Here is a 20188-nt window from a genome sequence, read left to right as displayed (position 1 = left end):
TAGCACTACTCCCTCCAGCGGGGGCCGGACGGCCGGATCCCAGGGCGTTGACAGGGGAGATGCCTCACGTCACGGTGGTCGGCATGGTCGATGCCGGGATCGTCGAACGCGTAAGGGAACTGCGGCCGTTGATCCGGCGGAACGCGCTGCGGGCCGAGCGGGAACGGCGCGTGCCCGACGAGGTCGTCGCCGCGCTGACCGGCACCGGCATCCACCGGATGAACGTCCCGCGTCGCTACGGCGGTTACCAGACCCCGCTGCGCACACAGGTCGACGCCTTCGCGGAGATCGCCGTCGAGTGCGGCTCCACGGCGTGGATGACACTGAGTCAGGCGGGGGTCTCGTACATCGCGGCGCTCTTCCCCGACGAGGCGCAGGACGACTTCTTCACCGGCCCGAGCGGCCCCGACGCGAGGATCGGCGGCACGCTCGTCCCCGGCGCCACGGCGGTGCCGTACGACGGGGGCTATCGGGTGGACGGCGCCTCGGCCTTCGCGACCGGCTGTCATCACGCGGACTGGCATCTGCTGACGGCCGCGGTCGTGCCCGCCGACGGATCGCCGCCGGAAGGGCCGCCCGAGATGGTCTGGGCCGCGGTGCCGATGTCCGAGCTGGAGATCCTGGACGACTGGCATGTCACGGGTCTCGCCGGTACTGGCAGCAACACCGTCGTGGCCCGGAACATTCCCGTGCCCGCTCATCGCGTGCTTCCGGTCGGTCCGATGCTCGCCGGGCAGATCCCGTCGAAGGCCAACGCGGACGATCCCTTCTACCGGATGCCCGTGCTGCTGCTGTTCTGTGCCTGGGCCGCGCCGGTGGCACTGGGCCTGGCCCGGGCGGCGATGACGGAGTTCGGCGAGCGCATCCACCGGCGCGGCATCACGTATACCTTCTACGAGCGGCAGAACGAGGCCACCGTCACGCATCTCCAGGCGGCCGAGGCGGAGATGAGGATCTCCGGTGCCGAGCTGGTGGCCGCCCAGCTGACGGCCGAGATCGAGACCAAGGCCCGCGACGGCTCCCCGTACACCCTGGCGGAGCGGGCCAGGATCCGTGCCGAGAGCGGCTATCTGACCCGCCTCTGCAAGGAGGCCGTAGATCTGCTCGCCTCCGCCGCCGGTGCCTCCTCGCTCCAGCAGGAGGTGCCCATGCAGCGCATCGCCCGCGACATCAACGCCCTGTCCCTGCACTCCTTCGTCAACCCGGCCACCAATCTGGAGATCTACGGCCGCGTCCTGTCGGGAGTCGACCCGGGCACCCCCTTCCTGTGACGATCACGGACGGCCACGCTTCCTGTGACGGTCACGGACGGCGGCTGCCCGCACGCCGACAACGCGCGCCTCCTCGCGCGCGGCGCCGTCGCGTCGGTCGTCCTGCCCGGCGGTGCGGAGGGCATGGCGGTCCTCGGACACGAGGCGCTGAAGGAGTTCCTCGCCCACCCCGAAGTCGCCAAGGACACCAGGCACTTCACCGCGCTGCGGGAGGGGCGGACAGCCAAGGGATGGCCCTTGACGACCTTCGCGACCCTACGAGGGATGACGACCGCGGACGGCGACGACCACCGGCGGCCGCGCTCACTGGTCAGCAAGGCGTTCACCGCCCGGCGGGTCGAGAAACTGCGGCCCAGGATCGAGGAGTTGACGGACGGACTGCTCGACGGCCTGCACCGCGCGGCCGAAGAGGGCGGGGGAGTGGCCGACCTGCGCGAACACTTCGCGCTGCCGCTGCCGAGCGGGTCACGAGGGGCGAAGCGAGCTGGGCGGATGTCGTCGAGGAGACCCTGCGCTGGGACGCGCCCGTCAGCTACTTCCCCTTCCGCCATCCCGTGCGGGACCTGACGGTCGACGGGACCGTGATTCCCCGGGGCACGCGCCCCGCTGGAGCGTCCGGGCGCTTCCCGTACGGGTGCCACCGGGGGTGTGAAGTCCGCTCGCCCGAACAATCATGGGATGTGTCGATCCGGCGCCGGTCCGTTCGTCGGTGGGGTGCAGGGACCAGGAACTGAGGGAATCGAGGAGGACCGGTCATGAAGTACGTGATGTTCATCTGCACCCCCGTCGGCGGCGAGGAGCTCAGCCCCGAGGAGATCGCCGACGACCCCCGCTTCACCGCGTACATCGACGAGGTCCGCACCAGCGGCGTGGTGAAGGGCGGCGCACGGCTGCGGCCGGCGACCGACGCCACCACCGTGCGTGTCCAGGGCGACGAAGTCCTGCTCAGCGACGGGCCGTTCGTGGAGTCCAAGGAGTATGTCGCCGGTTTCGACATCATCGAGGTCGCCGACCTCGACGAGGCCATCGCGCTGGCGTCCAGGCATCCCGCCGCGCTCGGCGGCGGTTCGGTGGAGGTGCGGCCGGTCTGGGAGTGAACGAGAACGAAGGCGCGGACGGCATCGAAGGCGCGGACGGCGTCGAGGAGGCCGTCGCCGCCGCCTTCCGCGAGGAATGGGGCCAGGTCGTCGCCACCCTGATCAGGGTGACCGGCGACTGGGACCTCGCCGAGGAATGCGCGCAGGACGCCTTCGCCCAGGCCCTCGACCGGTGGCGGCGCGACGGAGTACCGCGCCGCCCCGGCGCCTGGCTGACCACGACCGCGCGCAACCGCGCCATGGACGTGCTGCGCCGGGAGGCGGTGGGGGCGGCGAAACTGCGGGAGGCGGCGGTGCTGGCACGGGACGGGGGACCCTTCGACCCGCAGGACCCGGACTTCGACGACGACAGCGGAGTGACGGACGACCGGCTGCGGCTGCTTTTCACCTGCTGCCATCCCGCGCTGCCCATCGAGGCCCGGGTCGCCCTGACCCTGCGCACCCTCGCGGGGCTCACCACGCCCGAGATCGCCCGCGCGTTCCTCGTCCCCGAGGCGACGATGGCGCAACGCCTCGTGCGCGCCAAGCGGAAGATCCGCAACGCGGGCATCCCCTACCGCGTACCGCCCGCGCACCTGCTGCCCGAGCGGACGACCGGCGTGCTGGGCGTGGTGTACCTGCTGTTCAACGAGGGGTACGCGGCCACGTCCGGCGCCGATCTCCTGCGGAGGAACCTCTGCGCGGAGGCCGTCCGGCTCGCCCGGGTGCTGGCCCGGCTCATGCCGGACGAGCCCGAGGTCCTCGGCCTGCTCGCGCTTCTCCTGCTGCACGACGCCCGGCGGAACACCCGCGTGGACGCGGCGGGTGACCTGGTCACCCTGGAGGACCAGGACCGTACGGCCTGGGACCGGGCGGAGGCCGACGAGGGCGCCGCCCTGCTGGAGACGGCGCTGCGCCGCGGGCGGCCGGGGCCCTACCAGATCCAGGCCGCCATCGCGGCCTGCCATGTCACCGCCGCCACCGCCGAGGAGACGGACTGGGCCGACATCGCCGCGCTGTACGGGGAGTTGGCGCGCCACGTGCCGTCCGACGTCGTCCGGCTGAACCGCGCGGTGGCCGTCGGCATGTCCGAGAGCCCCGAGGCCGGTCTGGCCCTGGTGACGGAGCTGGAGGAGGCGGGCGACCTGGCCGGGTACCACCTGCTGCCCGCCACGCGAGCGGACCTCCTGCGGCGCACGGGACGCATGAGTGAAGCGGCCGAGGCGTACGAGAAGGCCCTGGAACTGGTGGAGAACGACGCCGAGCGGCGATTTCTGGAAAAGCGCCTCGCGGAGTGTCGATCGGCGTAGGAACGGTTCGTCGGTGGGGTGAAAGCACCCGACGACACCGGAGGCTCCGATGACCGCCACCGACCCCACCACGCCCGCCGCGCCCATCCGGCGCACCGACAAGCTACTCGCCCTGCTGTCGCCGCGGCGGCGGCGCCGGCGGCCTGTGCCCCACGCGGCGAAACCGTCGGCCGATCACAGCCCGGGCGGCGACGGGCGTGACAGCGGCCCGGACGTCTGGCTCGCGGGCCTCCGGCTGGGGAGCTGAGCCATGTCCCCGCGACACCAGAAGTCCGGACCGGCGCGACCGCCGGCCCCGGCCCCGATCCGTGCCGCCGGCATGCCCTCGCCGTGCTCCGACGGCCGGACTACCCGGTCACGTCGAAGATCCCGAACCCGAAGCCCTGAGCCGTGATGGTGTCGCCGTCGATCGCGACACCGGACGACTCCAGGGCTCGGCCGGGCCGCACGCCGTCGAGGCGGTAACTCACCTGCCGCTGCTGAGGGTTGACGACCACGAGATACCGGCCGCCGCGTACGTACACGAACGGGTATCCGGCGTGCAGGACCTCGACCGAGCCGCCCGACCCGAGTTCCGGGGTCGTCGTGCGGAGGGTGATGAGACGGTGTACGAGATGGAGGAGGGACGTGTCGTCGGCGCGCTGGGCGGCGACGGTGGGGCGGTCGGGGGCGGGGTCGACCGGGAGGTAGGGGTGGTCGGACGTCGAGAAGCCCGCGTTGGGGCCGTCGTCCCACTGCATGGGGGTGCGGGAGCCCGCCCGGTTGTAACGCGGGCCGAGCACACTGCCCTCGGTGTCGGGGAGGTCCGGGATGTAGCGCATGCCGATCTCGTCGCCGTAGTAGATGGCGGGGAGCGTGGGCCAGGTGAGCTGGAAGGCGAAGGCGGCGGGGAGCTGTTCGGCCGTGCGGGGGCCGCAGTTGAGGCGGGAGAAGTCGTGGTTGGCGGTGGGCAGGGAGATGAAGCCACTGCCGCCCAGGGCGGACGAAGCCCGCTGCCAGGCTTCGACGAAGGGGCGGGGCGAGCCCTGGCCGCTCGGGTCGAAGAAGCAGTCGAGCGGGTCCCAGGTGTCATTGACGGTGCCGGTGCCGTTGCTCCACAGCGAGCGTAGCGCCAGGCCGTCGGTGGGGCCGCCGAAGTGGAGGAAGAAGTCCGTGTGGAACCCCGCCGGGACCGACACCTCGGGCTCGCCCCACTCCGACAGCAGCACCGCGTCCGGGTGCGTACGGTCCAGCCAGTGACGCAGCTCCGTCCAGATCCCGCTCGTACCGGCCTTGTCCGGGTCGTCCTTGACGAGCGAGGCGGCCATGTCGACGCGGAAGCCCGAGAGGCCGAGGCTCAGCCAGTGGTCCATGACCGTGCGCAGGGCTTCCCGGTTGGCGCGCGGACCCTCCGCGTCCACCGGTTGCCGCCACGGCTCGGCCGAATTCTCGCGTGCGTAACCGAAGTTGAGGGCCGGCTGGAAGTCGAAGAAGTTCGGCAGATACGCGCCAGGCCGACTCCCCGGCGAGGCCACGAAGCCCTCCGGCGTGACCCTTGACTGGCCCTCCGGCGCCCAGATGTAGCGATGGTCGTCCGGGTCGTTCGCCGAGGCCCTGAACCACGGGTGCTCGGCGGAGGTGTGCCCGGCGACCAGGTCGAGGAGCACGCGGATGCCGCGGCGGCCCGCCCGGTCCACGAGCTTCGCCAGGTCGTCGTTGGATCCGTAGCGCGGAGCCACGTTGAGATAGTCGGCGACGTCGTACCCCGCGTCCCCGAACGGCGAAACGAAGCACGGGTTCAGCCAGACCGTGTTCACCCCCAGCCAGGCCAGATGGTCGAGGCGCTCGGCGATGCCGTCGAAGTCACCGATCCCATCGCCGTTCGAGTCCGCGAACGACTGCGGATAGATCTGGTAGAACACGGCATCGGCCAGCCAGGCGGGTGCGGGACGGAAGGAGGTCATAGGTGGAGAGTGACAGCGTGACCGAAGCCTGGGAAAGGCCGCGCCATGGCCAGAGGCTTGGGGGAGGCGCCCAGAGCGGCGCGGGGCTGTCTCATTGTGCGGCTCCTCCCTCACTCTCGGCTTCGCTCAAGCGGGGACCCCCATCGTGGGCGCGCCCAGCCACAACGAACTCACAGACAGACCACCGCACCCCAGTGGAACGCCTACGCTGAGCAGCCATGTTCACCCCGCAAGGCCCCACGTTCCGCGAACTCGCCGTACAGGCACTGTCGTCCGTCGAGCACGGCTACGACCTGCTCGCACCGAAGTTCGACCACACCCCATTCCGTACGCCGGACTCGGTACTGCGGTCCGTCGCCCGGGCGCTGAGGAGGATCGGCCCGTTCCAGCGCGGACTCGACCTGTGCTGCGGCACCGGTGCGGGCATGGACGTGCTGCGGACGGTGTGCCGGGAGCAGGTCACCGGCGTCGACATCAGCACCGGCATGCTCGCCGTGGCACGGGAAAGGGCGGCACGTCCCGGCGGGCCGTCGACCGCCTGGGTACGCGGTGACGCCCGGGCCCTCCCGTTCGGGCCGGCCTTCGACCTGGTGGTGAGCTTCGGGGCGTTCGGGCACTTCCTGCCCAGGGAACTGCCGGGGCTGTTCGCGCAGGTCCACTCCGTGCTCCGGCCCGGTGGACGATTCGCGTTCCCGATCGGTGCCCCCGCCCGCCCCGGCTCACGCGGCTACTGGGCCCTGCTCGGCTTCGACGCGGCGATGCGCGTGAGGAACGCCCTGTGGCGGCCCCAATTCGTCATGTACTACCGGGAGTTCCGCCTCGACTACGTACGACGGGAACTCGTCCGCGCCGGTTTCTCGGTGGAGCTGTACGCCCTCCCCGAGTTCGGGCGGAGGAGTGACGGCAGCCCCCGCTGCCGGATGGTGGCGGCGAGGAAGCCGGGGAGCGCGGAGTAGCTGCGGCCGGGGACACCGGGAGCGGCTATTCGAGCCCGGAGATCCGGAACACCGTCCGAGCCGTCTCCCGGTCGAGCCGTTCCGACAGGCGCCGCAGCTCCGTCGTACCGCAGACGAGCGAGCCGCCTGCCGCCGAGGCCCGCGCGCCCTCGTCCAGGAGCCGCCACAGCGCGGGGTTGCCGACCAGGACCCGGGGATCGAACTCGACGCGTCCGCCGAACTCGTCGCGCAGGACGAGGCGTTGGGCCACCCCGTCCGAGCGGCACACCGCCACGAGCCGGTCCGTGCACACGGACCGGTGCCCGAACAGGCCCTGGCACACGAGCTCGCCGTCGCACGCTGACACGCGGGCGGGCAGCAGCACGGCGAACAGGACGAAGGCCAGCGTCGCCCACAGCAGGAGCCGCAGCGCCGTGAGCCGTCCCGAACCCGCGTCGAACACCAGCAACAGCCCCAGCATCAGCACGGCACAGCCCACGGCCGAGCGCGCCTCGCCCGCCCACGCGCGGTCGTGCACCCACGTGCCGTCGTCGTACGCCGGCACATCGGGGAAACGACCGGACGCGGGCCCCTCGATACGTCGAGACATGGCGGCGACGGTAGGCACGCGCGTCACGCGGTGGGAGCGACTTGATGCTTCGCTGACTCTCCGGCCGACGAAATTGACGCGTGTCGTACGGCGCCCGTCCGGAATGCAACCCACCCGTCACCGTTCGTAGTTCACATTTCGCCGGTGCGGGCTCGCCGCGGCGGACCGAGCCCGGTGCCCGGGGGGTGGGACGGTCGACGCCTGCCGAGGAGCTCGGCTGCCAGGGAACGCTGATGACCATCACACCGGGCGTGAACAGCAGACGGCTCTTTCAGCCAGAGGGCCGACTGGTTGTGCAGCAGGTTCTCCCACCAGTGACCGGCGACGTACTCGGGAATGAACACGGCCACGACGTCCCGCGGGCTCTCCCTCCGCAGCGAGCGCACATACTCGACCACCGGCTGCGTCACTTCGCGATAGGGCGAGTCGACGACTTTGAGGGGCACCTCGATGCCGTACTCCTCCCAGTGCTCCCGAAGATCGGCAGGGCGAGCCGTTTGGGCAGGAGCGTCTCCCGGAGCTCTTCACTGTGCCTGGCCCGGCCGATCACCAGGCGTTTCAGCAGACCGGTCACGTTGAACACGGCGCGAGCGTAAGCGTGGGAGCGGCCCGAATCCCGTGAGCCCTGCCCGGCAGGGTGTCAGGACGGCGTCAGGTGCGGCGAGATCCGTACGGGCGCAAGAGTCGGGGCCGGGAGCGTCCGGAACTGGCCGTCCCAGCCGATCGCCCGGGCCCGGGCTGCCTCCTGGCCGAAAGGCGTTCTGTGCGGCGAGACCCCCACGGTTCACCTGTCCTTCGCACGCGCCCCATCGGTCACGACGGGCCGTTGTCAGTGGCCCGCGCTAGTCTGCGCAGATCTGATTGTTTGGCCCGATCTGGGAGGTTTTCATGGCCTCGCGCCTCAATCCGTACATCAGCTTCGACGGTGACGCCCGGCAGGCGTTGGAGTTCTACAAGGAGGTCCTCGGCGGCACACTGGCGCTGAACACCTTCGGGGAGTCCGGTATGGCGGACAGCCCCGAAGCGGACAAGATCATGCACGGCATGCTGGAGACCCCGAGCGGTTTCACGCTGATGGCCGCCGACACCCCGCCGGGCATGAAGCACACCCCGGGCGGCAACTTCTCGGTGAGCCTCAGCGGTGACGACGACGCCGAGCTGCGCGGCTACTGGGAGAAGCTGTCCTCCGGCGGCACGGTGGCCGTCCCGCTCGAGAAGCAGATGTGGGGCGACGTGTTCGGCATGTGTACGGACCGGTTCGGCATTCCCTGGATGGTCAACATCAGCGAGACACAGGCCTGAGCCGGCCACCCGCAGGAAACCGGGCCCGGACGCCCGTCCCAGGTCCCGCCGACCCGACGGTCGGCGGGACCTCGCCGTTTCCGCCGTCGTGGCCGTCGTGGCCGTCGGACGCATGGTGGGGCTGATGGCCCGTCTGCGCGACGCCCACGGTGTCGTACTGCCCGAACTGGACCTGGGCGGCGGTCACGGCATCGCCTACCGGCCGGGGGAGGAGGCACTCGACCTCACCACGCTGGCCCGCAAGGTGCGCGCCGGACTCGTCGAGAGCTGCGCGGCCGCCGGGCTGCCGGTGCCGCGGCTGCTGATCGAGCCCGGGCGCGCCATCGCCGGACCTGCGGGCCTCGCCCTCTATCACGTGCTCGCGGTGAAGCGGACCGCCGAGCACACTTTCGTGGCCGTGGACGGCGGGATGAGCGACAATCCGCGCCCCGCGCTCTACGGAGTGCGGTACGCGCCCCGGCTGATCGGACGCCACTCCACGGCGGAGCCGGCCCCGGTGACCGTGGTCGGCCGGCACTGCGAGGCGGGCGACGTCCTCGCCTCCGACGTTCGGCTGCCCGGTGACGTACATCCGGGCGACCTGCTGGCCGTGCCGGTCGCCGGTGCGTACCACCTCTCCATGGCCTCGGGCTACAACCTGGTCGGACGCCCGCCCGTGGTCGCCGTCGACCGCGGTCACGCCCGGCTCCTCGTCCGCCGGGAGTCGCTGGAGGACATCCGCAGCAGGGACGTCGGCCTGTAGGCGAGGACCCACCTCCGGGCTGGTGACGGCCCGTCCCCGCCCGGAGGTGTTCGCCCCGGTCAGCGGCCCGGCGACCCATACGCGGAGTGAACGGAATTCGGTGGCACACTGACCCGGTCACCGAAGGAGCCCAACCCGTGCCCATGATCAGCAATCTGAGCAGAGCGGTGCGCCGCGCCTACCGCCGCACCGTGGACCTCAGCCATCCCGCCCGTTCCCCGCTCGGCAGCGCGGTGGTGAACTGCGTGGTCTACCGCGAGGGCGGACGGCAGCCCGGGGACTGGGCACCGGCCGAGGCGATCCGGCGGGCCCGCAAGGGTCGGGGCGGCTTCGTCTGGATCGGACTTCACGAGCCCACGGACGAGGAGTTCGCGGGCCTCGCCAAGCTCTTCGATCTCCATCCGCTGGCCGTCGAGGACGCCGTGCACGCCCATCAGCGGCCGAAGGTCGAGCGGTACGACGACACGCTGTTCGCCGTCTTCAAGACCGTGCGCTACGTCGAGCACGAGCAGCTCACCGCGACGAGCGAGGTGGTGGACACCGGCGAGCTGATGGTCTTCATCGGCCGCGACTTCGTGATCACCATCCGGCACGGCAACCACGGCTCCCTGGGCCCGCTCCGCGAAGCCCTTGAGAGCTTGCCGGACCAGCTCGCGAAAGGCCCTTCCGCCGTCCTGCACGCCATCGCGGACCACGTGGTCGACGACTACCTGGAGGTCACGGACGCCGTACAGAACGACATAGAGGCGGTCGAGACCGCAGTCTTCGGCGAGCACACCGCGCGCGGCGACGCCGGCCAGATCTACCAGCTCAAGCGGGAACTCCTGGAGCTCAAACGGGCCGTGGTCCCGTTGGCCCGGCCCCTGCAGATCCTCGCCCACGAGCCGCCGGCGGCCCTCTCCCCGGACATCCAGCCGTACTTCCGCGACGTCGCCGACCATCTCGCCCGCGTCACCGAGCAGATCAACGCCTTCGACGGGCTGCTCGACTCGATCCTCCAGGCCCACCTCGCGCAGGTCACGGTCGCCCAGAACGAGGACATGCGCAAGATCACGGCCTGGGCCGCCATCGTCGCCGTCCCCACCATGATCTGCGGTCTCTACGGCATGAACTTCGACCACATGCCCGAGCTGCGCTGGACGTACGGATACCCCCTGGTCCTCGGCGTCATCGTCACCCTCTGTCTCGTCATCCACCGGGGCTTCAGGCGCAACGGCTGGCTCTGAGCCGGGGCTGCGGGCCCCGGCTCCCGACGAGCACGCATCAGCTCCTGATGAAGCCGAGCAGATCCGCGTTGAAGGCCTTCTCGAAGTCGCCGACCAGGCCGTGCGGGGCGCCCGGGTACACCTTCAGCGTGGCGTCCTTGACGAGCTGTGCCGACTTGTGGGCGGCCGCCACGATGGGCACGATCTGGTCGTCGTCCCCGTGTGCGATCAGCGTGGGTACGTCGATGCGCCCCAGGTCCTCGGTGAAGTCCTGCTCGGAGAACTGCTCGACGCAGTCGTACGCGGCCTTCAGCCCGACCTGCATGCTCCACAGCCAGAACGAGCGGCGCAGACCTTCCGAGACCGTGGCCCCGGGCCGGTTGAAGCCGAAGAAGGCCTCGCTGAGATCCCAGTAGAACTGCGAGCGGTCGGCCTCGACGCCGGCCCGGATGCCGTCGAAGGCCTCCCGCGGGGTGCCCTCGGGGTTGGCGTCCGTCTTGAGCATCAGCGGCGGTACCGCTCCCAGCAGCACGACCTTGGCGACCCGTGCGGTGCCGTGGCGCCCGATGTAGCGGGTCACCTCGCCGCCGCCGGTCGAGTGGCCGACCAGGACCGCGTCGGTGAGATCGAGCTCGTCGAGGAGCTCGGCCAGGTCGTCCGCGTACTGGTCCATGTGGTTGCCCTGCCACGGCTGCCCGGAGCGGCCGTGGCCGCGACGGTCGTGGGCGACGGCACGGAAGCCGTTGTCGGCGACCAGCCGGGCCTGTCCGTCCCAGGCGTCCGCGTTGAGGGGCCAGCCGTGACTGAAGACGACCGGCTGTCCGGTGCCCCAGTCCTTGTAGAAGATCTCGGTGCCGTCGCCGGTGGTGAAGGTTCCCATGGGGGGTGCCTTTCCTTTCGAACGTTCTGGATCTCTGCAGGTGGTCTGTGCCCTTGTCGATGGTGAACGCGTGGCCCCGGTTCGGCATCTCGGTGATCTCCGTGATGCCGGGATCGCGCTGCTGCTTCCGGGTGAGCGGTCCGCCGAAGGAGCGACCGGTCGCGGCCGGCCGGGACCTCGGGGTGGGCGCCGGCCTCGGCGACCGTCCCGGACATGCCTCCGACGTTAGACCCGCACGGCACGCCTGCTGTCTGTCACGCGACTGCATTCTCGGACCCTTGTCGCTCAAAGGCCCGGTGTCGCTCAGAGGCCCGGTGTCGCTCAGAGGTCCGGTTCGTCGAGTGCGCCGTCCAGTGCGAGCCGGATCGCCGCCTCAGGGCTCAGCTCCCGCCCCTCGCGCACCGCTTCGGCGAAGACGCTGTCGCCGAGGGCCTTGCGGAGGTGGCGCGCGTACTCCCGGCGGAAGACGGTCGTCCCGGTGTCGCCGAGCTGGGGGAGTCCGGCCGCGTGCCAGAGGCGTGTGCCGGCGCCCAGGATGCGGGCGGCGCGTTCGGGCTCGCCGCGGGAGTCCTCCGCGGCGACCAGGAGGTCGGCGACGGCCGCGACGCCCAGCCGGTCGTGGACGCGCCACTTGGCGGCCAGGGCCTCGCGGGCGGAGACCAGCGCGTCGTCCGGCCGTCCGAGCCCGATCCCAGCGAGGGCGACGAAGAAGTCGCCCCAGGCCCGCATCCACAGTTCACCGCGCTTCGCGCAGTCGGCACGCAGCCGCTCGGCCACCGCCGCGCACCGCTCGAACGCGCCCTGGCCTGCCAGGAGATATGCCTGCAGCGCCAGCGTGAGGAGCTGGAAGAACTCCGCTCCGCCCCCGCCGCCCGGCCCCTGCGTGCTGCTGCCGTACAGCAGCGCGGACCGCGCCGACTCGCCGCGCACGGCGAGACTCGCGCCGGTCAACGGCAGCGCGGGCACCGGCAGTTGACGCTCCTCGGCGAGCCACACGTACGCAGCGCTCACCGACTCCGCTGCGTCCACGTCGTCCGGCACCACGGTGACCAGGCGGTGTGCCCAGATCGCCAGCCTGTGCTCGGGGCCGTCGTCGTGCGCCCGCCGCAGCGCGCGCTCCAGATGGGCGCGGCCCTCCTCGGCGAAGCCGCAGGCGAACCAGAAGTACCAGAGCGTGCCCGCGAGTTCGAGTGCCGTCTCGGGCTCCGGCGCCGCCAGGCACTCCTCCAGCGCGACCTGCAGGTTGGCGTGCTCCACACTCAGCCGCTCGGCCCACATCCGCTGGCCCGGGCCCAGCCACTCGGTCTGGCCCTGGCGCGCGATCCAGCGGAAGTAGTCACGGTGACGGCCGCGTACGGTGTCCTGCTCGCCGAGGCCTTCGAGCCACTCGGCGCCGAAGGTGCGGACCGTGTCGAGCATGCGGTAGCGCCCGGCCACGCCGTTGCCCTCGCGTGTCACGATCGACTTCTCGGTGAGCGACGCGAGCAGCGCGAGTATCTCCTCGGCGTCCAACGGGCCGCCGTGGCACACGAATTCGGCCGCCTCCACGTCCCAGCCGCCCACGAACACCGAGAGGCGGGCCCACAGCAGCCGCTCCAGCGGAGTACACAGCTCGTGGCTCCAGCCGATCGCCGTACGCAGTGTCTGGTGCCGGGCGAGCCGCGGCCGGGCGGGGGAGACGAGCAGGTCGAACCGGGAGTCGAGCCCCTCCAGGAGCCGGTCGAGGGGAAAGCCGCGCAGCCGTACCGCGGCCAGTTCCAGGGCCAGCGGTATTCCGTCGAGGCGGGCGCAGACCGCCGCCACGTCAGCCCGGTTGGCGTCGGTCAGCGTGAACGACGGCACGGCGGCCGCGGCGCGGGCCACGAACAGTGCCACCGCGTCGTCGCGTTCACCGAGCGGCAGCGGCGTCACGGACAGCAGATGCTCACCGGCTACGCCCAGTGGCTGCCGACTGGTGGCCAGAACCCGTAACTCAGGTACGTGCGCGAGGAGTTCCTGGACAACACGTGCGCACTCGTCGAGTACGTGCTCGCAGGTGTCCAGGACGAGCAGCAGCGGCCCGTCGTCGAGATGTTCGCAGACCGCCACCAGAAGAGGGCGCAGTGTCTGCTCGGTCAGCCGCGTCGCCTCGGCCACGGCGTTCGTGAGGAGGTCGGGGTTCTTGAGGTCGGAGAGTTCCACCAGCCACACTCCGCCGGGAAAGGCGGCCCGCACGGTGTGCGCGGCCCGCAGCGCCAGCCGTGACTTGCCGACCCCGCCGGGGCCGGTGAGGGTGACGAGCCGCGTGGTCCCCAACAGGGCGGATATTTCGGCCAGTTCGGATCTGCGGCCGATGAAGGCGTTGGACTCGGCGGGGAGATTGCCGGTCCTGCCGTTGCGCACCGAGGCCACCATCGCTCCCCCTCACCCGACCGATGGCGGTCACCCTAACGCCCGGGAACGCCCGTGTCCGACGCCTGTCCGGGTGACCGGTATTCGGGCCCGCGCCCTCACACAGAGGCCGTATTGGGCGTAGCGTGGATGCGACCCGGCACGCCGAGTGGCGACCTTGGGAGGTGCGGGGGATGGACACCGTGCCCGCACCGAAAGCCGTCGGGGAGATGCGCGCCGGGGACCATCTGCTCCTGGGCTACGAAGCGGACGAGGAGCGCGAGACCGTGGTCGCCGCGTTCCTCCTGGACGGGCTGGCCAGCGGCCACCGGGGGCTGCTGCTGGGCCCGGCCGATCTGCCGGCCGACCTCGCCCTGACCTTCCTGGAGTCCCGCGGTTGCGCCGTCGAGGACGAACTCGCCGCCGGGCGGCTGACCGTGGACCCGCACCTCGCGACCCCCGACGGCCTGTGGGACCTCGACGAGGTGATCCGCCGCGAGACGCGCCGCGCGGTCGGTGACGGCTACCTCGGCCTGCGCGTCAGTATGGAGGTCATGCGCGGCCAGGCGGGCAAGGGCCTCAAGACGCTGCACGACAGCGAACTCCTCCTCGAACCCGTCTTCGCGTCCCTGCCGGTGCTCGGCATCTGCCAGTACGACCGCCGTGTCTTCGACGAGGGCGAACTGGCCCCTCTCGACGGACTGCACCAGGGCCGGGTCGCCGCCGACCTGGTCTGGCACGACGAACTGCTCTCCATCACCCGCACCTTCGCCCCGCCCGGTCTCGCGCTCGTCGGAGAGGTCGACGACACGAACGTGACCGCCCTGGCCCGAGCCCTGCACGCCGAGACGGACCGCGCCCGTGCCCGCCCGGTGAACGGGGTGCGCACCCGGATCGACCTGCGCGACCTGCACTTCATCGATGTCGGTGCGCTGCGTCTGCTGGTCTTCGCGGGCGGCGCCCTGTCCGCGTCCGGCGGCACCCTCGTCCTGCACGGCGTCGCCCCGCACATCCAGCGGCTGATGCGGGTCACCGGCTGGGACCGCGTCCCCGGACTGCTCGTCGAACAAGCGCACTCGTGAGAGGACCTGTCGGAAGGAGCGGCGCCGTGAGCCGTACGCGGTTCGTCCACCAGGCGCTCTGCTACGGCTCGGCCGACGAGTTCCTCGAAGGGACGCTCACCTTCGCCCGCGACGGCCTGGACGCCGGCGACACCGTCCTCGCCGTCGTCGCGTCCCACAACATCGGCCTCCTGGGCGAGGCACTCGGGCATCGCTCCGACGAGGTCGAGTTCGTCAACGCGGACGACTGGTACGGCAGTCCGTCCCGCACCCTGGGCCGCTACAACGCCTACTGCGCCGCGCACGACACGGACGAGACCGGCGGGCCGCGCAGGGTCCGGGTCATCGGCGAGCCCGTCTGGTCGGACCGTACGGCCTTCGAGGTGCGGGAGTGGATGCGCTACGAGTCCCTGCTCAACATCGCCTTCGCGGGCACCGGCCACTGGGTCCTCTGCCCGTACGACACCCGTGTCCTCCCGGTCGCCGTCATCCGCTCGGCGGTCCGCACCCATCCCGAACTCGCCCTGGGGGCAAGGCAGTCGGCGCACTGCGGCCGCTATCTCGAGCCGGCCGACTTCTACGCCGAGTGCGACACGACTCGGCCGCCGGCACTCCCCGCGGGACGCGACGACGTTCCCTTCGCGCGTGGCCGGTCGGCGCACGTACGGCGCGCAGTCTCCGCGTACGCCCGCGGCCTGGGGATGTCCGAGCAGCTGACGCACGACATGGTGAGCGCGGTGCACGAGGCGGTGGTCAACTCCGTGCGCCACGGAGGCGGCCGGGGCGTCCTGCGGTTGCGCAGCGACTCCGACCACGTGATCTGCGAGATCTCCGACACCGGCACAACGGCTGTGCCACCGCCCACGCCACCGCCGTTCCCGGGCCATCTGCCACCCGACCCGCGTGCCGCGAGCGGCCACGGGATGTGGGTGGTACGGCAGTTGAGCGACCTGGCAACGGAGACGCTGGACCCCTCGGGCTCTGTCGTGCACCTGTACTTCAGGAGGAGCGCCGCCCTGTGACGGGCGCGGGACCGCCGTCGCAGCGCGCGGACCGACTCCTGTGGCCCGAGGCCGAGTTCGGTGAGGCCGGCCAGCGCGGACCGGATGGTCTCCAGGGCCGCCCGTGAGTGCGGGGGCCTGGTGAGGGCCAGTGGGAACGCCTTGGGGTGCCGCAGCGCGGCCGCGCGGAAGATGGTGACGTGCGCACGGACGCGGTCCTGCCACGTGCCGGTGTCCGCCCCGGAGAAGTCGATCCCGGCGAGCAGCGTCTCGTCGACGCCACCAGCGCCGAGGACCTCAACGCGCACTGGCCGGCAGTCGGGCCGTGGTGTCGGCGCTGGGCCCCGGCAAGGCCCGCAGGTCCGACCTCGCGAGCCGCACCGCCCGTGCGCTGGACCCGCCGCCGAGACGACCGGTGTGCGGCGGGTCGTGGTCCTGTCCGCCTTCGGCGTGGGTGACGCCCTGCGGGACTACAAGGCTGTCCCCAGGATCGCCATCCAGCTGCTGCTGAGCGACGTCTTCGGTGACAAGGCCGTCACAGACGATCTCGCCGTACTCACCGGCTGAATCGGGGCACCAGGGCGTGGAGCGCGGTCAGAGTGCGGCGTAGAGGGCATCGATGAGTGCCATCTTCCGTGGGTCGTCGGCGATGTGCGGGCCCATGCGGTTCATGACATAGCCCAGCGAGACGCCGGTCTCCGGGTCGGCGAGACCGCAGGAACCGCCGAAACCGTCATGTCCGAAGGCCCTCGGATTCGGGCCGTAGGAGCCGTTGGGGCCGCTGAGCCAGAGGCCCAGGCCGATCTCCGTCTCGCTTTCGAAACCCGCCCCGAGGACCAGGTCACGGCATGCGCCCTGTCCCTCACGGACCCGCTCGGCGGCCTCCGCGGAGAGAACGCGCTGCGAGCCGTACGATCCCCGCCCGGCGAAGATCCCGTACAGCGCGGCGACCGCGCGGGCCGTGCCGTGTCCGTTGACGGCCGGGAACTCCGCGGCCCGCCACGCCGCCGTGTTGGCCTCGGCCGCGCCCATCAGGGGATTGGCCAGGGCGGCCAATGCCACGGGCGTCAACTGGCTGAAGATCGCGGCCTGTTCACTGGACGTGGCGGCCGGCGGATGCACCAGCTCGGCCGCGCGCCCGGCCTCCTTCTCCGGCAGCCCGATGGTGAAGTCGATGCCGAGCGGCCCGGTCACCTCCCGCTCCAGGAACGCGCCCGGCAGCAACCCCGAGACACGTCGCACCACTTCACCGACGAGGAAGCCGTACGTGAAGGCGTGGTAGCCCGAGGCGGTCCCCGGCTCCCACCAGGGCTCCGTCGCCGCGAGCCGCTTCGTGGTCAGTTCCCAGTCGAGGAACTGCTCAAGCGAGTGCGGCTCCCGCAGCCCGGCCAGACCCGCCCGGTGCGACAGCAGATGCCGTACGAGCACCGTCTCCTTGCCTGCCGCGGCGAACTCCGGCCAGTACGTGGCCACCGGCGCATCCAGGTCGAGCAGCCCACGGTCGGCCAGGACGTGCGCACACAGCGCTGTCGGCCCCTTCGTGGTCGACCACACGTTGACCAGCGTGTCCCGCTCCCACGCGCGTGTCCGGGCCGAGTCCGCCCAGCCGCCCCACAGGTCGACCACGGTCTCGCCGTCCACCGTGACGGTCACGGCCGCACCCAGCTCGTCGCGCTCCCGGAAGTTCTCCTCGAACGCGTCCCGCACCGCCTCGAAGCGCGCCTCGCACCGACCCTGAACCTGGGACATGGCTCCTCCGTCGTCCGCCGGAACACCGGTCGCGACAGGGCCGCCCGGCTTCCCTGAACGTACCGACTGGTCGGACTGGAGGGAAGCGGTTAGGCCGAACAGCGCCCCGCAAGAGGCGCGGGGCTGTATCGATGTGCGGCTCCGCCGCGTGGGCGCGACCAGCCACAACCGGTCCGCACGTATTCCGGCGTCGAGAGTCCCTCGCCGTCCCCGCTCTCCTCAGAAGCGCTGAGGCAGCCAGGCCAGCTTCACGGCCTCCTGGAACGGCCCGCCGCCCTCGTGGTCGTTGAAGTCGTACACCTCGATCGCCTTGTCGTCGTGACCCCAGGCGTTGAAGGCCGCGAAGACCGTCGACGGCGGGCAGGTCTGGTCCTCCAGCGCCGCCGAGAACAGGGCGGGCGCCCGGCCGCGTGCGGCGAAGTGGACGCCGTCGAAGTAGGAGAGCGTGCGCAGGACCTGCTCGGTGCGGCCGCGGTGCGTCTTGAGGTAGTTGCCGACCTCCCGGTACGGATCGCGGTCCGTGAGCGTCGTCGCGCGCGGGTAGTCGCACAGGAACGGCACGTCCGGCGCGACCGCCGAGAGGTCCGGCACCAGTCCGCCCACCGCGATGGAGATGCCGCCGCCCTGGCTCGAACCGACGACCGCGACCCGCTCGGCGTCGACGAACTCGTGCGAGCGGGCCGCCTCGACGGCCCGTACCCCGTCGGTGAACACCCGCCGGTAGTAGTAGTTCTCGGGAGCGTCGATGCCCCGCGTCATGAACCCGGGATACGCGGGCGCGCTGCCCACCGGGTCCGGCGTGTCACCTCCGCCGCCCCAGGCGCCGCCCTGCCCCCGCGTGTCCATCACGAAGTGCGCGAAGCCCGCCGAGGCCCACAGCAGATGCGTATGCGAAAGGCCGCGCCCGCCGCCGTAGCCGATGTACTCGACGACCGTCGGCAACGGTGTGTTCGCCCAGGCCGGAAGCGTCAGCCAGCCCTTCACAGGGTGACCGCCGAACCCGGCGAACGTGACGTCGAGGACCTTCACGTTCTTCAGGTGCGCCTCGACGGGTTCGAAGCGGGCGTCCAGACCGTGCTCGCGCGCCTCCTGAAGCGTCTTGCCCCAGAAGGCGTCGAAGTCCTCGGGCTCGACGGACGCGCTGCGATAGTTCGGGAGCTGATCGAGCGGAAGGTCGAACAAGGCCATGGAAGACCGCCTTTGCTACGAATAAGAGTGCGGATGATCACACCGTACGGGGGTGGCCGGAGGGCCGCCAGACCTCCTCCGCGGGCCGGCCGGTCCTGGCTACCATGACGCCATGCCGCCTGCCGTGGACCTGCTGGTCAAGGACGCCGAACTGCTCGTCGTGGACGGGGAACGGGAGATCCCGGGCGGCTGGGTGGCCGTCGTGGACGGCCGGGTCGCCGCCGTGGGCGGTCCCGGGGCCGAACCGGAGGCTCGCTCGGAGGTGTCCGCGGCCGGCCGGATCGTCACCCCCGGACTGATCAACACGCACCACCACATCTACCAGAACCTCACCCGCTCCTACGCGCCCGCGGTGAACGGCTCCCTCTTCGACTGGCTCACCACGCTGTACCCGCTGTGGGCCGCGCTCAACGAGGAGGCGGTCTACGTGTCGGCGTACGTCGGCATGACCGAGCTGCTGATGGGCGGCTGCACGACCTCCTCGGACCACCTTTACGTCCATCCGCGCCCGCACCTCGTGGACGCCGAGATCCGCGCCGCGCGGGACATCGGTTTCCGCTTCCACGCCACCCGCGGCTCGATGACCCGGTCCGTGGAGGACGGCGGCCTGCCGCCCCGGAGCGTCACGCAGACCGAGGACGACGTACTCGCCGACAGCGAGCGGCTGATCAAGGCCCACCACGACCCGCAGCCGGGCGCGCTCATCCGGGTGGCGCTCGCCCCCTGCTCGCCGTTCTCGGTCACCAAGGAACTGATGACGGCGACCGCGGAACTCGCCGAACGGTACGACGTACGACTGCACACGCACCTCGCCGAGGACCGTGACGAGGACACGTACTGCCTGGAGACGTACGGTTGCCGGCCCGTCGAGTACTTCGAGGACACGGGCTGGCTCAGCGACCGCAGCTGGGTCGCGCACTGCATCTACCCGAACGACGCCGAACTGCGGCGGCTCGCAGGGGCCGGGGTCGGCGTGGCGCACTGCCCGAGCTCGAACATGCTCATCGGTGGCGGCACGGCCCGGGTGACGGAGATGCGCGACCTGGGCCTGCCGGTCGGCATCGGCTGCGACGGCTCCGCCTCCACGGACCACGCCTCGCTGTGGATGGAGACCCGCGGCGCGCTCCTGCTCGGCCGCTACCGGGGCGGACCCGGCGCGATGACCGCCCGTGACGCCCTCGACATCGCTACTCGTGGTTCGGCCCAATGCCTGGGCCGCGCCGACGAGTTGGGGCATCTGCGGCCGGGCGCCTGCGCCGACCTGGTCGTCTGGGACCTGCACGAGGTCGCGCTCGCGGGCGCGCTGAGCGACCCCGTCGAGGCCTGGCTGCGCTGCGGCCCCGGCCGCGCCTGGACCACGGTGGTCGGCGGCCGCGTCCTCGTCGACCGGGGCGAGCCGGTGCTGCCCGGGCTGCGTGACGCGCTGCGGGAGCACGGGCGCATCGCGCGGAGCATGCAGCGACTCACCTGACGCCTCGCGACTGACCACCCGGCGCCACCCACCGGGCGCCACCCACTGAGCACGGCCCATTGAACACGGCTCAC

The 20188-nt window shown here is 71.5% G+C and carries 17 protein-coding genes and 4 pseudogenes; 13 read left to right on the top strand and 8 right to left on the bottom strand.

Going from position 1 to position 20188, the window contains the following annotated elements:
• The first annotated feature begins 59 nt into the window (after window positions 1–59).
• From ACZ5VQ_RS26120 to ACZ5VQ_RS26100, 5 genes and pseudogenes are all read left to right on the top strand, one after another.
• Complete coding sequence (locus ACZ5VQ_RS26120; RefSeq protein WP_469106992.1) at window positions 60–1271, top strand: flavin-dependent monooxygenase; 1212 nt, start codon at window positions 60–62, stop codon at window positions 1269–1271.
• A 123-nt stretch (window positions 1272–1394) separates the two neighbouring features.
• Window positions 1395–1870 (top strand): annotated as a pseudogene (locus ACZ5VQ_RS26115) (cytochrome P450 family protein); the annotation flags it as partial.
• A 156-nt stretch (window positions 1871–2026) separates the two neighbouring features.
• The gene (locus ACZ5VQ_RS26110) at window positions 2027–2368 is read left to right on the top strand and encodes a YciI family protein (protein ID WP_469106991.1); all 342 of its coding nucleotides are present in this window, start codon (window positions 2027–2029) and stop codon (window positions 2366–2368) included.
• Entirely contained in the window at window positions 2365–3657 is a 1293-nt protein-coding gene (locus tag ACZ5VQ_RS26105) for an RNA polymerase sigma factor (RefSeq protein WP_469106990.1), read from the top strand. Before ACZ5VQ_RS26110 ends, ACZ5VQ_RS26105 begins: the two co-directional genes overlap by 4 nt.
• 49 nt (window positions 3658–3706) lie before the next feature.
• Window positions 3707–3904 carry a hypothetical protein gene (locus ACZ5VQ_RS26100; protein WP_469106989.1) on the top strand — a complete coding sequence of 66 codons (198 nt, stop codon included), beginning with the start codon at window positions 3707–3709 and terminating at the stop codon, window positions 3902–3904.
• A gap of 100 nt (window positions 3905–4004) precedes the next feature.
• Here ACZ5VQ_RS26100 and ACZ5VQ_RS26095 read toward each other — a convergent pair whose 3' ends face one another.
• A complete protein-coding gene (locus ACZ5VQ_RS26095; protein ID WP_469106988.1) occupies window positions 4005–5600 on the bottom strand; it encodes an alpha-amylase family glycosyl hydrolase in 1596 nt (531 codons plus the stop codon).
• Window positions 5601–5818: 218 nt separating this feature from the next.
• Between ACZ5VQ_RS26095 and ACZ5VQ_RS26090 the strand changes: the two genes are divergently transcribed.
• Window positions 5819–6556, top strand: a complete 738-nt coding sequence (locus tag ACZ5VQ_RS26090; protein ID WP_469106987.1) for a class I SAM-dependent methyltransferase — start codon at window positions 5819–5821, stop codon at window positions 6554–6556.
• Between the two features lie 25 nt (window positions 6557–6581).
• On the opposite strand, the gene ACZ5VQ_RS26085 is transcribed toward ACZ5VQ_RS26090, so the two are convergent.
• Together ACZ5VQ_RS26085 and ACZ5VQ_RS26080 are read right to left on the bottom strand one after the other, a co-directional pair.
• Entirely contained in the window at window positions 6582–7145 is a 564-nt protein-coding gene (locus ACZ5VQ_RS26085) for a hypothetical protein (RefSeq protein ID WP_469106986.1), read from the bottom strand.
• A 142-nt stretch (window positions 7146–7287) separates the two neighbouring features.
• Window positions 7288–7630: pseudogene (locus ACZ5VQ_RS26080) on the bottom strand (DNA-binding protein); the annotation flags it as partial.
• Between the two features lie 403 nt (window positions 7631–8033).
• Between ACZ5VQ_RS26080 and ACZ5VQ_RS26075 the strand changes: the two are divergent.
• The 3 genes and pseudogenes from ACZ5VQ_RS26075 (at window position 8034) to corA (ending at window position 10415) form a co-directional block, all read left to right on the top strand.
• Entirely contained in the window at window positions 8034–8447 is a 414-nt protein-coding gene (locus ACZ5VQ_RS26075; RefSeq protein WP_469106985.1) for a VOC family protein, read from the top strand.
• Between the two features lie 94 nt (window positions 8448–8541).
• Window positions 8542–9189, top strand: a pseudogene (locus ACZ5VQ_RS26070) (diaminopimelate decarboxylase family protein); the annotation flags it as partial.
• Between the two features lie 143 nt (window positions 9190–9332).
• Window positions 9333–10415, top strand: coding sequence for a magnesium/cobalt transporter CorA (gene corA / locus ACZ5VQ_RS26065; protein WP_469106984.1), 1083 nt, complete (start codon window positions 9333–9335; stop codon window positions 10413–10415).
• Between the two features lie 37 nt (window positions 10416–10452).
• Here corA and ACZ5VQ_RS26060 read toward each other — a convergent pair whose 3' ends face one another.
• Complete coding sequence (locus ACZ5VQ_RS26060; RefSeq protein ID WP_469106983.1) at window positions 10453–11274, bottom strand: alpha/beta fold hydrolase; 822 nt, start codon at window positions 11272–11274, stop codon at window positions 10453–10455.
• A gap of 321 nt (window positions 11275–11595) precedes the next feature.
• Window positions 11596–13668: an ATP-binding protein gene (locus ACZ5VQ_RS26055; RefSeq protein WP_469106982.1), complete on the bottom strand. Its 2073-nt coding sequence runs from the start codon at window positions 13666–13668 to the stop codon at window positions 11596–11598.
• A 170-nt stretch (window positions 13669–13838) separates the two neighbouring features.
• Here ACZ5VQ_RS26055 and ACZ5VQ_RS26050 point away from each other — a divergent pair, with 170 nt between their 5' ends.
• Entirely contained in the window at window positions 13839–14726 is an 888-nt protein-coding gene (locus ACZ5VQ_RS26050; protein ID WP_469106981.1) for an MEDS domain-containing protein, read from the top strand.
• A gap of 26 nt (window positions 14727–14752) precedes the next feature.
• A complete protein-coding gene (locus ACZ5VQ_RS26045; protein ID WP_469106980.1) occupies window positions 14753–15727 on the top strand; it encodes an anti-sigma factor RsbA family regulatory protein in 975 nt (324 codons plus the stop codon).
• Window positions 15728–15759: 32 nt separating this feature from the next.
• Here ACZ5VQ_RS26045 and ACZ5VQ_RS26040 read toward each other — a convergent pair.
• A pseudogene (locus ACZ5VQ_RS26040) lies at window positions 15760–16014 on the bottom strand (TetR/AcrR family transcriptional regulator C-terminal domain-containing protein); the annotation flags it as partial.
• 109 nt (window positions 16015–16123) lie between these two features.
• Here ACZ5VQ_RS26040 and ACZ5VQ_RS26035 point away from each other — a divergent pair.
• The gene (locus tag ACZ5VQ_RS26035; protein ID WP_469106979.1) at window positions 16124–16273 is read left to right on the top strand and encodes a hypothetical protein; all 150 of its coding nucleotides are present in this window, start codon (window positions 16124–16126) and stop codon (window positions 16271–16273) included.
• A 27-nt stretch (window positions 16274–16300) separates the two neighbouring features.
• Here ACZ5VQ_RS26035 and ACZ5VQ_RS26030 read toward each other — a convergent pair whose 3' ends face one another.
• Both ACZ5VQ_RS26030 and ACZ5VQ_RS26025 read right to left on the bottom strand, forming a co-directional pair.
• On the bottom strand, window positions 16301–17455 hold the full coding sequence (locus tag ACZ5VQ_RS26030) for a serine hydrolase domain-containing protein (protein WP_469106978.1): 1155 nt from the start codon (window positions 17453–17455) through the stop codon (window positions 16301–16303).
• A 219-nt stretch (window positions 17456–17674) separates the two neighbouring features.
• Window positions 17675–18643, bottom strand: coding sequence for an acetylxylan esterase (locus ACZ5VQ_RS26025; protein ID WP_469106977.1), 969 nt, complete (start codon window positions 18641–18643; stop codon window positions 17675–17677).
• 112 nt (window positions 18644–18755) lie between these two features.
• Between ACZ5VQ_RS26025 and ACZ5VQ_RS26020 the strand changes: the two genes are divergently transcribed.
• The gene (locus ACZ5VQ_RS26020; protein ID WP_469106976.1) at window positions 18756–20114 is read left to right on the top strand and encodes an 8-oxoguanine deaminase; all 1359 of its coding nucleotides are present in this window, start codon (window positions 18756–18758) and stop codon (window positions 20112–20114) included.
• Window positions 20115–20188: the final 74 nt, after the last annotated feature.

It is taken from the genome of Streptomyces sp. NPDC033178 (assembly GCF_055577685.1).
This window is presented reverse-complemented; position numbering and strand designations above follow the sequence as displayed.

What these genes read in the sequence shown, in the direction of transcription:
- ACZ5VQ_RS26060 (WP_469106983.1), bottom strand. Translation starts at nt 11,274, where the DNA reads ATGGGAACCTTCACCACCGGCGACGGCACCGAGATCTTCTACAAGGAC.
- ACZ5VQ_RS26075 (WP_469106985.1), top strand. Translation starts at nt 8,034, where the DNA reads ATGGCCTCGCGCCTCAATCCGTACATCAGCTTCGACGGTGACGCCCGG.
- ACZ5VQ_RS26090 (WP_469106987.1), top strand. Translation starts at nt 5,819, where the DNA reads ATGTTCACCCCGCAAGGCCCCACGTTCCGCGAACTCGCCGTACAGGCA.
- ACZ5VQ_RS26055 (WP_469106982.1), bottom strand. Translation starts at nt 13,668, where the DNA reads ATGGTGGCCTCGGTGCGCAACGGCAGGACCGGCAATCTCCCCGCCGAG.
- ACZ5VQ_RS26120 (WP_469106992.1), top strand. Translation starts at nt 60, where the DNA reads ATGCCTCACGTCACGGTGGTCGGCATGGTCGATGCCGGGATCGTCGAA.
- ACZ5VQ_RS26050 (WP_469106981.1), top strand. Translation starts at nt 13,839, where the DNA reads ATGGACACCGTGCCCGCACCGAAAGCCGTCGGGGAGATGCGCGCCGGG.
- ACZ5VQ_RS26110 (WP_469106991.1), top strand. Translation starts at nt 2,027, where the DNA reads ATGAAGTACGTGATGTTCATCTGCACCCCCGTCGGCGGCGAGGAGCTC.
- ACZ5VQ_RS26025 (WP_469106977.1), bottom strand. Translation starts at nt 18,643, where the DNA reads ATGGCCTTGTTCGACCTTCCGCTCGATCAGCTCCCGAACTATCGCAGC.
- ACZ5VQ_RS26030 (WP_469106978.1), bottom strand. Translation starts at nt 17,455, where the DNA reads ATGTCCCAGGTTCAGGGTCGGTGCGAGGCGCGCTTCGAGGCGGTGCGG.
- ACZ5VQ_RS26020 (WP_469106976.1), top strand. Translation starts at nt 18,756, where the DNA reads ATGCCGCCTGCCGTGGACCTGCTGGTCAAGGACGCCGAACTGCTCGTC.
- ACZ5VQ_RS26085 (WP_469106986.1), bottom strand. Translation starts at nt 7,145, where the DNA reads ATGTCTCGACGTATCGAGGGGCCCGCGTCCGGTCGTTTCCCCGATGTG.
- ACZ5VQ_RS26095 (WP_469106988.1), bottom strand. Translation starts at nt 5,600, where the DNA reads ATGACCTCCTTCCGTCCCGCACCCGCCTGGCTGGCCGATGCCGTGTTC.
- ACZ5VQ_RS26100 (WP_469106989.1), top strand. Translation starts at nt 3,707, where the DNA reads ATGACCGCCACCGACCCCACCACGCCCGCCGCGCCCATCCGGCGCACC.
- corA (WP_469106984.1), top strand. Translation starts at nt 9,333, where the DNA reads ATGATCAGCAATCTGAGCAGAGCGGTGCGCCGCGCCTACCGCCGCACC.